Here is a 15,140-nt window from a genome sequence, read left to right on the forward strand (position 1 = left end):
GCAGACGGTGGGACATTCGTCGGCAAGGGCATCGCCGCCCGGCGCCCGCCCATGCGCCGCTGCGCGGGGAACCGTCCAGCGCGCGCGTTGTGTTTGCCGTTGCTCAGGCCTGCGCGGATGCCTTCAGACTGGCGGCGAAGTCCACCTTGTACTGGTCGAAATCCTTGCCGTCGGCCTTGGCCTCGGCATGGGCGGCATCCTTCAACGCGTCCGAGTACACCAGCCGCACAGGGGTGCCTTGGCGCTCGTGCAGTTCAGCCGCCTGCATGATCAGCGCCAGTACGCGCGCCGCGCTGGCGGTCTGCCCGGCGATGCGGCCATCCATGCCCAGCACCCACTCGCCATCACGGCGCACGATCCCGGCCAGCAGCGTGCGCTGCTGGTCACGCAGTTCGGCATGCGGCTCGACCGGGGAGGCCTGGGCCTGCTCGCGGTTGGCGGCCTGGGTTTCGCGGCGCCGGCGGATGTCGCGGCGCAGTTTGGAGGTGGTCGACATCGGGGGACTTCCGGACTGCGTGAAAGTGCACAGGATACCGTACCGGCCGCAAGCGGCCCCCAGGGCATGCCCTGGCCGGTATTGGGGGCAGCCAGCCGCGGGGCGAGGTTGCCCTGCGCCGCCGCGGCGTGCCGCAGGCGTCAGCCCGGCGGCAGCAGGGCCTCGTCGCGGCGCTCGCAGTGCCGCTCCCAGTACCAGAATGTCGCACCGATGGCGAAGAAGCCCGCATAGCCCAATGCCAGATGCAGCGGATTGCCGCTGAGCAGGGGCGACACCACGCCGGCGACGACGGTGTTGATCATCAGCTGGATGAACATCTGCATCGACGAGGCCAGGCCGCGCTGCTGCGGATACATGTCCAGCACCGCCAGCGCCAGAATGGGGAAGATCAGCGCCATGCCGACGCCACCGAGGAAGATCGGCAGCACTGCCCACGGCAGCGCGATCTGCGGCACCGACAGCACGTAGCCCAGGTTGAGCAGCGCCGACAGCGCGCACAGGCCGAAGCCGATCGCGATCTGCCGCTGCGCCACCACCCGGCCGGCCATGCGCCCGGACAGGAACGACCCCATCGTCATGCCGCCGATGGTGGGAATGAACAGCCAGGCGAACCCGCCCTCGCCCAGCTTCAGGTGGTGCATCACAAACACCGGCGCCGAGGCGATGTAGAGAAAGATGCCGGAGAAGTTGAACGCACCCGCCGCCGCCAGCCGCAGCAACCGCGGGTGCGAGCCCATGCGCGCATAGCTGCGCAGCAGGGCGCGCATCGACAGCGGCGTGCGCGCCTGTACCGGATGGGTTTCGGGCAGCCACTTGCCGGTGGCCAGCAGCAGCACCACCGCGAACACCACCAGGAACCAGAAGATCAGCGGCCAGTCGCCGCCGCCGAGCAGGATCCAGCCGCCGATGATCGGCGCGATCGCGGGGGCCACACCGAAGATCATCGACACCTGGCTCATCAGGCGCTGCGCATCGGCACCGTGGTACAGGTCGCGGATCACCGCGCGGCCCACGATCACGCCGACGCCGGCGGTCACACCCTGCAGGGCGCGGAACACCAGCAGCGTGGGCATGTCGCGCGACAGCGCGCAGCCGACCGACGCGGCGATGAACAGCACCAGCCCGCCGATGATCACCCGCCTGCGACCGAACGCATCCGACAGCGGGCCGTGCGCCAGGCTCATCAGGCCGTAGAAAAGCAGGTACACGCTGATGGTCTGCTGCACAGCGACCTGGTCCACCTGCATGCGTTCACCCAGCAGCAGGAAGGCCGGGAAGATGGTATCGATCGAGAACGGACCGAACATCGCCAGGCCTGCGAGCAGCAGGGCCAGGCGGCGGGTCGAGGGCGAGGCGGGCGTCATGCGGTCTTCCGTCTGGGCCATGCGCAAACGCACGGCGGGCGCCAGCCCGGAACGGGCGGCGCCAGATGAATACGAGGATCCGGTGATGATAGGCCTTTGTGTGGCCGGGCACCATCGCCACGGCCCTGATCGGGCGCCCATACCACCCCGTATTCATGTGGCGTAGGGACGCAGCGGATCAGGCCGCTGGGCTATAATCGCTTGGCTACATGGTGGGAGAAGCGGACGGTCGTTTTGGGCCAGCCGCTGCCGAAGGCGCAACGCCCGTAATCGCTCAGGCCCGATACCACCCGCACCACAACTCTGGAGAGACCGGCGAGTGCCGGCGCCGAAGGGGCACGGAGCACGCAGATGCGCGCTTTTAAACTCTCAGGCAAAAGGACAGAGGGGCACCCAGGAAGACCGCAGGGTCCGGTGGCTCGCGCCTGTTCGCGCCACGGCCCGGCCGCCTTCCGAACGTGCGTGCCCACTCTCCGAGATGCCAGCCATGTCCAACAACACCCCTTCCCTGCGCGAGCTTGAACACAGCCACGCGTTCGTCGAACGCCACATTGGCCCGAACGACGCCGAGATCGCGCAGATGCTCGACGTGGTCGGCCACGCGTCGCTGGATGCGCTGACCGATGCGATCGTCCCGGCCGGGATCAAGTCGCCGGCACCGCTGGCCCTGCCCGATTCGCTGACCGAAGTGCAGGCACTGGCCAAGATCCGCGCCATCGCCGACAAGAACCAGGTGTTCCGCACCTTCATCGGCCAGGGCTACTACGGCACGCTGACTCCGAACGTGATCCTGCGCAACGTGCTGGAAAATCCGGCGTGGTACACCGCCTACACCCCGTACCAGGCCGAAATCTCGCAGGGCCGCATGGAAGCGCTGATCAACTTCCAGACGCTGTGCGCCGACCTGACCGGCATGGAAATCGCCAACGCCTCGCTGCTCGACGAAGCCACCGCCGCGGCTGAAGCGATGACGCTGGCCAAGCGCTCGGCCAAGTCGAAGTCCGACACCTTCTTCGTGCACGACGCCGTGCACCCGCAGACGCTGGAGCTGCTGCGCACGCGCGCCGAACCGCTCGGTATCGTGCTGCGCGTGGGCACTCCGGCCGAGGCGCTGGAGGCGGAGGCCTACGGCGTGCTGCTGCAGTACCCGGATACCTTCGGCCATATCGGCGACCACAAGGCACTGGCCGATGCCGTGCACGCCCGTGGCGGCCTGGTGGCGGTGGCCACCGACCTGCTCGCCCTGACCCTGATCGCCGCCCCCGGCGAATGGGGCGCGGACATCGTGGTCGGCAACTCGCAGCGCTTCGGCGTGCCGTTCGGTTTTGGTGGCCCGCATGCCGCCTTCATGGCCTGCCGCGATGCCTACAAGCGTTCGATGCCGGGCCGCCTGATCGGTGTGTCGGTCGATGCGCAGGGCAATGCCGCCTACCGCCTGACCCTGCAGACCCGCGAGCAGCACATCCGTCGCGAGAAGGCCACTTCGAACATCTGTACCGCGCAGGTGCTGCTGGCCGTGATGGCCTCGATGTATGCCGTGTACCACGGCCCGGACGGCCTGACCCGCATCGCCCGCCGCACGCATCGGCTGGCCAGCATCCTGGCGGCCGCGCTGCGCGGCGCCGGCGTCAACGTCGGCGAGCACTTCTTCGATACGCTGCACATCAAGGACATCGACGCCGGGGCGATCCACGCCAAGGCGGCCGCCGCACGCATCAACCTGCGCGCGATCGACAGCGAAGCGGTCGGCATCAGCCTGGATGAAACCGCCACCCGTGCCGACATCGTCGCGCTCGGCCAGCTGTTCGGTGTGAACGTCGATGTGGACGCGCTCGACGCCACCACCGCCGACGCGCTGCCGGCCGGCCTGGTGCGCACCAGCGCCTTCCTGACCCACCCGGTGTTCAACACCCACCACAGCGAACACGAACTGCTGCGCTACCTGCGTTCGCTGGCGGACAAGGACCTGGCGATGGATCGCACCATGATCCCGCTGGGCAGCTGCACCATGAAGCTCAACGCCACCGCCGAGATGATCCCGGTGACCTGGCCGGAGTTCGCCAACATCCATCCGCTGGCCCCGGCCGACCAGGCCACCGGCTACAAGGAACTCATCGACGGCCTGGAAGCGATGCTGGTGGAGTGCACCGGCTACGACGCCGTCAGCCTGCAGCCGAACTCCGGCGCGCAGGGCGAGTACGCCGGCCTGCTGGCGATCCGCGCCTACCACCGCTCGCGCGGCGACGACCACCGCGACGTGTGCCTGATCCCCGATTCGGCGCACGGCACCAACCCGGCCTCGGCGCAGATGTGCGGCATGAAGGTCGTGGTGACCAAGACCGATGCCAACGGCAACGTCGACGTCGAGGACATCCGCGTCAACGCCGAGAAGTACAGCGACCGCCTGGCCGCGCTGATGATCACCTACCCGTCCACGCATGGCGTGTTCGAGGAGGAAGTGGTCGAGATCTGCGAGATCATCCACAAGCACGGCGGCCAGGTGTACACCGACGGTGCCAACATGAACGCCCTGGTGGGCGTGGCCAAGCCCGGCAAGTGGGGCTCGGACGTGTCGCACCTGAATCTGCACAAGACCTTCTGCATTCCGCACGGCGGCGGCGGCCCGGGCGTGGGCCCGTGCGCGGTCAAATCGCACCTGGCGCCGTTCCTGCCCAAGGTGCTGGGCGGCGAAGGCGATGTGGGCATGGTCAGCGCGGCCAGCTTCGGCAGCGCCTCGATCCTGCCGATCAGCTGGATGTACATCACCCTGATGGGCACCGCCGGCCTGCGCAAGGCGACCCAGGTCGCGCTGCTCAACGCCAATTACATCGCCAAGCGTCTGGCCCCGCACTTCAAGACCCTGTACACCGGCCGCAACGGGCTGGTGGCGCATGAGTGCATCCTAGACGTGCGTCCGCTGGAGAAGACCTCCGGCATCGCCGCCGAGGACGTGGCCAAGCGCCTGATCGACTTCGGCTTCCACGCCCCGACCCTGAGCTTCCCGGTCGCCGGCACGCTGATGGTGGAGCCGACCGAAAGCGAATCGCTGCACGAACTGGATCGCTTCATCAACGCGATGATCCAGATCCGTGAAGAAATCGCCGCGATCGAAGACGGCCGCCTGGACCGCGAGGACAACCCGCTCAAGAATGCGCCGCACACCGCCACGGCGGTCTCGGCCAGCGAGTGGGCCCATGCCTACCCGCGCGAGCTGGCGGCCTTCCCGCTGGCCAGCCTGCGCCAGCAGAAGTACTGGCCGCCGGTGGCACGCGTGGACAACGTCTACGGCGACAAGAACGTGATGTGCGCCTGCATCCCGGTCGATGCCTACAAGGAAGACGAGGGCGTGGAGGTCTGAACTTCCCTGCCCTGACGCAATGAAAAACGGCCCGCGCAAGCGGGCCGTTTCTGTTGGGAGATGCCCCGTGGTGCCGGTCAATCGCCCGGACGGTTGGCCCGCACGCGGCGCGCCACTTCACTGGTGATCGCGATCACTGCGGTCAGCGCCGCCATCGAGAGGAACTGCAGGCGGGTGTGCGCTTCGGACAGCAGCAGGCCGAAGATCAGCGCCAGCACGCCCAGGCCGAGCACGGTCAGGTAGGGATAGCCAGCCATGCGGAACGGCAGGCGGGTGCCATCACGGTTGGCGCGGTGGCGCAGGATCAACTGCGACAGCAACGAGATCGTCCACACCAGCAGGCAGGTCGAGCCAACGATGTTGAGCAGCACCGGCAGCACCCGCTCCGGGAACAGCAGTTCCATCACCGTGGCCGCAAAGCCGAACAGCACGCTGGCCAGCACCGCGATGATGGGGACCTGGCGCGGATCGGTCCACCCGAGCACGGCCGGCGCTTCGCGGCGCTGCGCCAGCGAGAACATCATGCGCGAGGCGCCATACAGATTGGCATTGAGCGCGGACAGCAGCGCGATCACCGCGATCAGGGTGATGGCGGTGGCCGCACCGGGAATCCTGGCCACCTCCAGCACCGCCGCGAACGGCGACTTGAGCAGCTCGCTGGTCCACGGCACCACGGCGATGATCACGCTCAGCGAGCCGATGTAGAACACCAGGATGCGCCAGGCCACGGTGCGGATCGCGCGTGCGATGCTGCGCTCGGGGTCTTCGGTTTCCGCTGCGGCCACCGCCACGATCTCGGTGCCGCCGAAGGCGAACACCACCACCAGCAGGGCCGCGCCGACGCCGGCCAGCCCCGTGGGCGCAAAGCCACCGTGCGCGGTGAAATTGCTCAGGCCCGGCGACGTCACATCGGGCAGCCAGCCCAGCAGCAGCGCCGCGCCGATCAGGATGAACGCCACGATCGCCACCACTTTGAGGATCGCGAACCAGAACTCGAACTCGCCGAAGTTCTTCACCCCCAGCAGGTTGATCGCGGTGAAAAACACCATGAAGGCCAGCGCCGCCATCGGCACCGAAATCACTGGCCACACCGTGGCCAGCAGGCCCGCCGCGCCAACCGCCTCGGCGGCGATCACGATCACCAGCTGCACCCACCACAACCAGCCCACCGTGGCGCCGGCGGTGGCGCCCATCGCATCGGCGGCGTACACCGAGAACGCGCCGCTGGTCGGCTTGGCCGCCGCCATTTCGCCCAGCGCGTTCATCACGATGATCACCAGCGCGCCGGCGACCAGGTAGGACAGCAGTACTGCCGGCCCGGCGGCCTGCACGCCCACGCCGGAGCCGAGGAACAGACCCGCGCCGATCGCGCTGCCCAAGCCCATCATGATCAGCTGGCGGGGTTTGAGCGCGTGGCCCAGGCGGGCGTTGGCGGGAGAAGCGGCAGGAGCCGGAGTCGGAGATGCGGGCATCGGGATCGCTTGGCGGGCAACGAGTGCGACACGATACCGCGTCCGGCGGCATGACGGGATAGGCCGGAAGGCCGGGTCGGCCGGGGCCGCGCTCAGGCCTCGGCGCGTTCGCCGATCTGGGCGCGGTAGCCACGCGGCGATACCCCGACCTCGGCCTTGAACTTGCGCGTGAACGCGCTCTGGTCGGTGAAGCCACAGGCCTGGCCGATGCTGGCGATGGTGTCCGGACCATGCAGCAGATGGACCGCCATCTGGATGCGCAGGCGGGTCAGCACCTGCTGCGGGGTCATCTGGAACACTTTGCGGAAGGTCCGCTCCAGCTTGGACAGCGAGAACCCGGTGATGTCCAGCAGCGTCTGCATGCGTACATTCTCGGCGTAGTGCGCGTTCAGATGCGCCAGCGCCAGGCGCAGCTGCTCGTACTGGGTGCCCAGGCTGTCCTTCTGGCCCAAGTCGCGCGAAATCCCGATCAGCCCCTGCACCTGGCCCTCGACCAGCAGCGGGCGCTTGCAGGTCAGGCACCAGCCCGGCTCGCGGTTGGCGAACAGGTGCAGTTCCATCAGGTTCTCGATCACCTTGCCGGCCAGCACCTGCGCGTCCTGGGAGGCGTAGTCGGCGCCCAGCCCGGTCGGGTAGATTTCCGCGGCGGTCCGGCCGATCACCTCCTTGCGCGACTTCAGGCCCAGCCGGCGCAGCATCGTCTGGTTGATGTGCGTGTAGCGGCCCTGGCGGTCCTTCATGAAGAACAACACGTCCGGGATCGCGTCGAAGAGGGCTTCGATGTCGGCGGGTTCAACGCGCATGGCACGGCAGGCTGGGAAGGAACACGCGCCAAGGATACCCGTCGCGTGAAGCGCAGGTGCATGCTGCCGGCCATTTTCGCACCGCTGGTTAACGCCCGGGTTGCCAGTGTGAGGTGTTGCCACCCCGCCAGCCCGGAGAGCCCTCATGGCCACCAGCAAGCCCCGCAAGCCCGCCCCTGCCTCCACCGACGCGCGCGGTACAGGCGACGAACTCCACCAGCGCGCGGGGGGCGGCCATCCCCAGTTGACCACCGCGCAGGGCATCCCGGTGGCCGACAACCAGAATTCCCTGCGCGCCACGCCGCGCGGGCCGACGCTGCTGGAAGACTTCATCCTGCGCGAGAAGATCACCCACTTCGACCACGAGCGCATTCCCGAACGCATCGTGCACGCCCGCGGCAGTGCGGCCCACGGCTACTTCGAGCTGACCCGCTCGCTGGGCGACTACACGCGCGCACGGGTGTTGAGCGAGGTCGGTGTGCGCACCCCCGTGTTCACCCGCTTCTCCACCGTGGCCGGTGGCGCCGGCTCGGTGGATACGCCGCGCGACGTACGCGGTTTCGCGGTCAAGTTCTACACCCGCGAAGGCAATTGGGACCTGGTCGGCAACAATATCCCGGTGTTCTTCATCCAGGATGCGATCAAGTTCCCCGACCTGATCCATGCGGTGAAGATGGAACCGGATCGCGCCTTTCCCCAGGCAGCGAGCGCGCACGACACGTTCTGGGATTTCATCTCGCTGATGCCCGAATCGATGCACATGGTCATGTGGGCCATGAGCGACCGTGCCATTCCACGCTCGCTGCGCATGATCGAGGGCTTCGGCATCCACAGCTTCCGCCTGCTCAACGACGCCGGCGAATCCACCTTCGTCAAATTCCACTGGCGTCCCAAGCTGGGACTGCAGTCCACCGTGTGGGACGAAGCCGTGAAGCTGCAGGGCGCGGACAACGACTTCCACCGGCGCGACCTGTTCGAGTCGATCAGCGCCGGCGACTTCCCCGAGTGGGAACTGGCCGTGCAGCTGTTCACCGAGGAGGAGGCCGATGCGTTCCCGTTCGACCACCTGGACCCAACCAAGATCATTCCCGAATCGCTGGTACCGTTGACGGTGGTCGGCCGGATGGTGCTGGACCGTTGGCCGGACAACTTCTTCGCCGAAACCGAGCAGGTGGCGTACTGCCCGGCAAACGTACCGCCGGGGATCGATTTCAGCAACGATCCGCTGCTGCAGGGTCGCCTGTTCTCCTACCTGGATACGCAGCTGAGCCGGCTGGGTGGGCCGAACTTCCACCAGATTCCGATCAACACCCCCAAATGCCCCTTTGCCAACCACCAGCGCGACGGGCATATGCAGATGGACGTGCCCAAAGGCCGGGTGGCGTACGAGCCGAGCTCGCTGCAGGACGACAGCCCGCGCGAAAGCGCCGACGGGTTCCCCAGCCACGCCACCGCGCCCGACGATGGCCGCAAGGGCCGCGTGCGAGCCGAGAGCTTTGCCGACCATTACAGCCAGGCTCGGATGTTCTTCCGCAGCCTGGAGGCACCGGAGCAGGCACACCTGGCCTCGGCGCTGGTGTTCGAACTGTCCAAGGTGGAGACGGCGCGCATCCGCGAGCGCACGGTGAGCCACCTGCGCAACATCGATGAGGGCCTGGCCAAGCGGGTGGCAGCGGGCCTGGCGATGCCGGCCCTGCCCGACCCGGCCGCCACGGCGACGCCGGCGCAGAACCTTCCCGCGGCGCCGGAAGTGCGCGTGATCGGCCGGACCCAGGACACCCTCAAGGGACGCTGCATCGGCATCCTGTTCGATGCCGGGTCGGATGCCGGAGTGATCAATGCCCTGCGCAAGGCAGCGGCCAAGGCCGGGGCCAGCGTCAAACTGGTCGCCCCCAAGATCGGCGGCGGCGCGCTCAGCGATGGCAAGGTGCAGCCGGCCGATGGCCAGCTCGCCGGCACGCCCTCGGTGGTGTTCGACGCCGTGGCGGTGGTGCTCAGCGCCGACGCGGCCAAGCGACTGACCAGGGAATCGGCGGCCATCGACTTCGTGGCCGACGCCTGGGCCCACCTGAAAGCCATCGCCGCCGATGAAGGGGCCCAGGCGCTGTTGAAGGCCGCGCGCGTGGGCAACGATGCCGGCGTGGTCGAAGCCGAAGATGCGGCCGGCTTCATCGCCGTTGCCGCTACCCGCCAGTGGGCGCGCGAACCCAAGGTGCGCACGCTGGCCTAGCGCGGGATGTCGCTGCGACGGCGGGGTGCCGTCGTCGCAGCACGGATCACCGCGGTGCGGGCAGTGCCTTGTTGTTGCACGCCAGCCCGCCGGCCGACAGCGCTTCGATGCGCAGGCAGCCCTGCAGTCGTTCGATCTGCTCCGGGGCCACGGCCACGAAGTCCATGCCGTTGAAGTACACGCACCAGCGGGTGCCGCACTCGAGCAGCATGGCGTCCTGCGCGGGGTGCGGCGGTGTTTTCAAACGACGCCACCCTGGCGCGCTCATCGCGCCGCAGGCGCCGGTTTGGGCGCGGCAACGGCCTTGGGCGCCACCACGGCCGCCTGCAGTCGCTTGATCGCCGAGATCGGCACGGCCTCCGCGCGATGCTGCTGCGGCCACCACAGGAACACGAACGCGCTGCTGCTGCCGAGCAGGCGTGCGTCACCCTGCAGCGGTGCCACGTCGCCAGTGAGATGGACGGTCACCCTGTTGCCCTGCCCTTCGGTGCGGATGCCTTCGGCCTTGTCCAGCGAATAAATCGCCGCGCCCAGCGCCATGAACAATGCGACGGCCATGCACAGTCCGGTCAGCGGGCGCACGCCGGAGATGTCCCAACTGGTCAGCGGCGAACGCGAAAACAGCAGGCGCCAGCCCCAATGGCGCGCGCGCAGCGCGTCCACCTTCGCCGGGTTGCGCCGACGCAGGGTGTCCGGCCAGCCCACCACAATGGCCAGTGCGATGCCGCCCCCGAGGATCGCGGCGTAGGCGGGATCACGCAGCCCGGCCACCAGGAAATCGCTGATCTGCAGGTAGTCGAGGATCGACAGCTCGAAGCGCAGGTAGAAGAAATAGCTCGACCACAGGCCGAGCAGCGACAGCAGCACGTAACCGGCGCTGACGATCAAGGCCGGTTCCTGCCGCAGCAGCCGCCACAGCACCATGACCACCGAGTCCTCGCTGCCCCGTACCACGGGCAGCACCGACCAGTCGGTGGGTGCCCCCTCCCCTGGCGCGGCACCGGGGTGTCCGCCCGATGGCGCGATCGCCGGCACGTTGTCCTCGGTGCGGCCTTGATCCCTGTTGTCCATGTTGCCCCCTGTCCTGCGCAGAGCATCGCTGAAAAGCCCTGCCGTGGGTAGCCTGCGCTACGCCGCGAGGTGGTGCTCGATGGCCGCCTGCAGATCCAGGTCGGTCAAGGCCGTCGCGGCGACGAATCCCGCGTTGGCCACCGCCTGCGTCCCGCGGCGATGGCCGTCGTGGTAGCGCAGCTGCGCTCCGCCACACTGCGGGCAACGCAGGCCGTGCACCAGCGGCTGGCCCCCGATCGGGTCGGCCAGCGCGGCCAGCACCGGCCAGAACCGTGCGTCCGCGCCGGCCGGCAACAGGGCCGCCACGCGCTGTGGCACCGGGTCGAACGCACTGGCCACCACGACGTGATGGCCGTCGGCACTGCACAGGAGTGCCTCGCCATAAGCATGGTCACCCAGCGCCGGATGCGCGAACACGTGTCCACAGAGGGCGCAGCCGCCCTCCAGCAGCGCAAGCGTCCGCATCCGGATCAGCCCACCGGTGCCGCGATGTGGTGCGGTGTGTGCATGGGCTGGTAAACCAGACCCGATGCCGTGGCGACGTCGCCCGCACAGACGAAGCCATAGCGGGCATAGGCAGGCACCGAGGGCAGCGACGCGCTGACCGTGATCAACGGCGCACGCGCATGCGTCAACAGCGCCGTCATCAATGCACGACCGACACCGCGCTGCTGGCAGTCCGGTGCCACGAACAGCATCGCCACGTGCCGCCCTTCCTTGAGCTCGGCCACGCCACGCACCTTGCCCTCGTCGACCGCGACCAGGATGACGTTGTCGCCCTGCAGGCGTGCGGTGAATGCCTCGGCCGAAGCGACCCCACCGAACGTGGCGACACCCTGCGCAGACAGCGATGGCGCGACGGCGATGGTAAACGCCTGCAGGCAGATGGCGCTGGCGGCGTGGACGTCGTCGGGCGTCATGGGGCGGATGATCATGCACAGCCTGGCGCGGTGGCGGAGCCTGCCACGGTACTGGAACCGGGTGGCGAAAGGGAACTCCGCCAGCCGTTCCGCCGTGCGGTCAACACACTGCTTGCGCGACACCGTCCTGCGGTGCCGCGCATGCACGCCCGTCGGATCAGGCGACCCGGCGCATCGGTGCGAGGCTGCCCGTGTCCAGCTTGAACACCGCCACCGCGTCGGTGAGGGTGCTGGCCTGCTGTTCCAGCGAACGGCTGGCCGCGGTGGCTTCTTCGACCAGCGCGGCATTCTGCTGCGTCACCTGGTCCATCTGCACCACCACCTGGTTGACCTGTTCGATACCGGCCGCCTGTTCCTTGGTGGCGGCGGCGATGTCGCTCATCAACTGATTGGTGCGCGAGCTGGCCTGGGTCAGGCGGGTGATCGCCGCTTCGGATTCCACGGTGACGCTCAGGCCGGTCTTGACCTTGGCGCTGGCGTCGTCGATCAGGTCCTTGATCTCCTTGGCGGCGACGCCGGCACGCTGGGCCAGGGTGCGTACTTCGCTGGCCACCACGGCGAAACCGCGGCCGTTTTCGCCGGCGCGGGCCGCTTCCACTGCCGCGTTCAGGGCCAGGATGTTGGTCTGGAAGGCGATGCCGTCGATCACCGAGGAGATCTCGGAGATGCGTGCGGACGACTGGTCGATCTCGCCCATCACCGCCGCCATCTGCGCGATGGCCTGCTCGGTGGCCTTCACCGCCGCGCCGGCGGCGTGCGCCTCGTGGTCGGCCTGGCTGGCAAGCTCGGCATTCTGGCGCACGGTGGAGGTCAGCTCCTCCATCGAGGCGGCCGCCTCTTCCAGATTGGCGGCCTGCTGCTCGGTGCGGCGCGACAGGTCGTTGTGGCCGGCAGCCAGTTCCTGGGCGGCATCGTTGATGCTGCCCGCCGCGAGCTGGATCTTGCCTACGATGCCGGTCAGCTGCGCGGCAGTAACGTTGGCATCGTCGCGCATCTGCGCGAACACGCCTTCGTAGTGGCCGTCCATGCGCGAGGTCAGATCGCCGACGGAGATCGCGCGCAGCACAGCCGAGAGATCGGCGATGCTGGCCTGCGAACTGGCCATCATGCCGTTGAGGTTGGCCACCATTGCGCGGAACTGGAACTGGAAGGCCGCCTCATTGCCGCGCACCGAGAAATCGCCCGCGCTGGCGGCCTGGGCCAGCAGGTCGATCTCGGCATTGATCGCTTCCAGGCTGTGCTTGACCGTGGCCATCGTGCGGGTCAGTACCGCCTTCTCGCCGGGGTAGCTGTCGAGGTCGCGGCTCAGGTCGCCGATCGCATAGCGTTGCATCACCTCGACCATGTGGAACTCGACCGCCACGTGCGAGGCAACCAGTTCGTTGGTGGCATGCACCATGCGCCCGTAGTCGCCGGGGAACGCCGCTTCGTCCATGCGGTAGCTGATCGCACCGGCCTCGTGCTGACCCGCCATGTCGAGCTGCGCGGTGATCGCCGCCTGCACGTTGTGGCGCACGCTGGCCATCGCCTCGCCCAGCTGGGTCAGTTCGTCGCGGCCGCCCAGGCGGAAGTCCTGGTCCAGCTCGCCCCTGGCCATGCGCTCGGCCAGGCCCACTGCCCGGGCCAGCGGGCCGGTCAGGCTGCGCCCGATCAGCACGGAGGCCGCAATGCCAACCAGCAGCGCCACACCGCCGAGCACCAGCAGCTGCAGCAGGGTGCGCTCACCCAGCCGGATCGCCTCGGCGGCGGCCTCGCGGCTCTGCGTTTCTTCGTAGGCCACGCCATTGGCCAGAGCCTTGTTCCAGCCGTTGGCTGCATCCTGCACCGCGCCAAGCGTCAACGCGACGGCGGCCGGGAAGTCGCCCTGCTGCATCAGCTCGCTGGTCTGCTTGTTCAATGGACGGGCGGTGGCGCGCCGGGCGGCGATCTCCTCGCCGATCTGCTTGCCCTCGGCATCGCCCGGCAGCGCCTGGTAGGCGGTCCAACTGGTTTCGTAGCGCTTGACCAGGTCGGCGATGCGGGCCTCGTCGGCCTCGCGCGCTTCACCCTGGCGGATCAGCATTTCACGGCGCACGACCATCATCTGGTTGTTCGCGTCGAGCATGTCCGACAGCAGCCGGACCTTGGCCACGCTGACCTCGGCCACGTCCTGCATCGCGCGCTTCTGCACCACGCTGCCGGTGGCGCCGGTAGCCACGACGGCGGCCACCAGCAGCAACAACAGGCCAAAGCCCATACCTAGACGCCAGACGACGCTGACGTTCCTCAAGAAATCCATGATATCGATCCAAACCGGGGGGAGTGCCCGGTTATCGGCGCTGACCGGCGCGTTCTTGACCGGCGAGCGCCGGCCGGGATGGGTCCGATTCACCTTGACCCACGAAAAAGCCCCGCTTGCGCGGGGCTCTTTCATTGGGGCCGTGTCAACCACCCGGCCGGGCGCCGGGCGTGGCCCGGGACCGGCGGTCCGCTCAGGCGAACGGGTCCTGCAGGACCATCGTGTGGTCACGATCCGGGCCGGTGGAGACGATGCTGATCGGGCAACCGGCCAGCTCTTCCAGCGCGCGCAGGTAGGCACGGGCCGCCGGCGGCAGGTCGTCCCAGTTGGTGATGCCGTGGGTGTTCTCGGTCCAGCCCGGGAACTCCAGGTACACCGGGGTGCACTCTTCCCAGCCCTGGGCGTCCAGCGGCGCGTACTCGGTGCGCTTGCCGCGGTATTCGTACGCGATGCAGACCTTCAGCTTCTCCATGCCATCGAGCACGTCGAGCTTGGTGATGCACAGGCCGCTGATGCCGTTGATGGCCACGGCGCGCTTGAGCGCGACGATGTCCATCCAGCCGCAGCGACGCGGACGGCCGGTCGAGGCGCCGTACTCGGCACCACGGTCGCGGATGCCCTGGCCGATCTCATCGTCCAGCTCGGTCGGGAACGGGCCGCCGCCGACGCGGGTGGCGTAGGCCTTGGCGATGCCCAGCACGTAGTCGATCGCATCGGCCCCCACGCCGGCACCGGCGAGTGCGCCGCCAACGGTGGTGTTGGAGCTGGTGACGTACGGGTAGGTGCCGTGGTCGATGTCCAGCAGCGCGCCCTGGGCGCCTTCGAACAGCACGCGCTTACCCTGCTTGCGCAGGTCGTGCAGGATGCCGGCGACGTCGGACTTCATCGGCTCGACGTACTCGCCGAAGGCCAGGGCTTCGTCGTAGGTCTTCTGGAAGTCGATCGCGTCGGTGTTGAGGTACTTGGTCAGCACGAAGTTGTGGTAGTCCAGCGCGGTGCGCAGGAGCTCTTCAAGCTGCTTGGGATAGTGCAGGTCGGCGATGCGGATGCCGCGACGCGCCACCTTGTCTTCGTATGCCGGGCCGATGCCGCGGCCGGTGGTGCCGATCGCCTTGCCGCCGGCAGCGCGTTCGCGCGCCTGGTCCAGC

General features: G+C 68.3%; 12 protein-coding genes and 1 riboswitch. Of the genes, 2 read left to right on the forward strand and 10 right to left on the reverse strand.

Annotated elements, in window-relative coordinates; translation table 11 throughout:
• Nucleotides 1-103: 103 nt before the first annotated feature.
• Together ACPEH8_RS14140 and ACPEH8_RS14145 are read right to left on the reverse strand one after the other, a co-directional pair.
• Nucleotides 104-496: a hypothetical protein gene (locus ACPEH8_RS14140; protein WP_017354835.1), complete on the reverse strand. Its 393-nt coding sequence runs from the start codon at nt 494-496 to the stop codon at nt 104-106.
• A 140-nt stretch (nt 497-636) separates the two neighbouring features.
• A complete protein-coding gene (locus tag ACPEH8_RS14145) occupies nt 637-1,860 on the reverse strand; it encodes a multidrug effflux MFS transporter (protein ID WP_026070575.1) in 1,224 nt (407 codons plus the stop codon).
• Nucleotides 1,861-2,153: 293 nt separating this feature from the next.
• Nucleotides 2,154-2,255: riboswitch (glycine riboswitch) on the forward strand.
• An 83-nt stretch (nt 2,256-2,338) separates the two neighbouring features.
• On the opposite strand from ACPEH8_RS14145, the gene gcvP reads away from it, so the two are divergent.
• Nucleotides 2,339-5,218, forward strand: a complete 2,880-nt coding sequence (gene gcvP / locus ACPEH8_RS14150) for an aminomethyl-transferring glycine dehydrogenase (RefSeq protein ID WP_026070574.1) — start codon at nt 2,339-2,341, stop codon at nt 5,216-5,218.
• Nucleotides 5,219-5,295: 77 nt separating this feature from the next.
• Here gcvP and ACPEH8_RS14155 read toward each other — a convergent pair whose 3' ends face one another.
• Entirely contained in the window at nt 5,296-6,690 is a 1,395-nt protein-coding gene (locus tag ACPEH8_RS14155; protein WP_017354832.1) for an amino acid permease, read from the reverse strand.
• 92 nt (nt 6,691-6,782) lie between these two features.
• Entirely contained in the window at nt 6,783-7,493 is a 711-nt protein-coding gene (locus ACPEH8_RS14160; RefSeq protein WP_017354831.1) for an AraC family transcriptional regulator, read from the reverse strand.
• Between the two features lie 145 nt (nt 7,494-7,638).
• Between ACPEH8_RS14160 and ACPEH8_RS14165 the strand changes: the two genes are divergently transcribed.
• Nucleotides 7,639-9,723: a catalase gene (locus ACPEH8_RS14165; protein WP_423667225.1), complete on the forward strand. Its 2,085-nt coding sequence runs from the start codon at nt 7,639-7,641 to the stop codon at nt 9,721-9,723.
• Between the two features lie 46 nt (nt 9,724-9,769).
• Here the strand turns inward: ACPEH8_RS14165 and ACPEH8_RS14170 are convergent, their stop codons facing one another.
• The 6 genes from ACPEH8_RS14170 to ACPEH8_RS14195 all read right to left on the reverse strand — a co-directional run.
• Nucleotides 9,770-9,967 (reverse strand): hypothetical protein, encoded by a 198-nt coding sequence (locus ACPEH8_RS14170; RefSeq protein ID WP_136003103.1) that lies wholly within the window; start codon nt 9,965-9,967, stop codon nt 9,770-9,772.
• 20 nt (nt 9,968-9,987) lie between these two features.
• Nucleotides 9,988-10,794 carry a hypothetical protein gene (locus tag ACPEH8_RS14175; protein ID WP_287250234.1) on the reverse strand — a complete coding sequence of 269 codons (807 nt, stop codon included), beginning with the start codon at nt 10,792-10,794 and terminating at the stop codon, nt 9,988-9,990.
• A 57-nt stretch (nt 10,795-10,851) separates the two neighbouring features.
• Complete coding sequence (locus ACPEH8_RS14180; RefSeq protein WP_017354827.1) at nt 10,852-11,259, reverse strand: hypothetical protein; 408 nt, start codon at nt 11,257-11,259, stop codon at nt 10,852-10,854.
• A gap of 5 nt (nt 11,260-11,264) precedes the next feature.
• Complete coding sequence (locus ACPEH8_RS14185) at nt 11,265-11,729, reverse strand: GNAT family N-acetyltransferase (RefSeq protein ID WP_166473327.1); 465 nt, start codon at nt 11,727-11,729, stop codon at nt 11,265-11,267.
• A 142-nt stretch (nt 11,730-11,871) separates the two neighbouring features.
• Complete coding sequence (locus ACPEH8_RS14190; RefSeq protein ID WP_017354825.1) at nt 11,872-13,992, reverse strand: methyl-accepting chemotaxis protein; 2,121 nt, start codon at nt 13,990-13,992, stop codon at nt 11,872-11,874.
• A gap of 193 nt (nt 13,993-14,185) precedes the next feature.
• Nucleotides 14,186-15,140: adenylosuccinate synthase (locus tag ACPEH8_RS14195; protein WP_423667228.1), on the reverse strand; the 955-nt coding region annotated here is incomplete at its 5' end.

The sequence above is a fragment of the Stenotrophomonas sp. NPDC077461 genome, assembly GCF_049545475.1.
Lineage (GTDB): Bacteria > Pseudomonadota > Gammaproteobacteria > Xanthomonadales > Xanthomonadaceae > Stenotrophomonas > Stenotrophomonas nematodicola.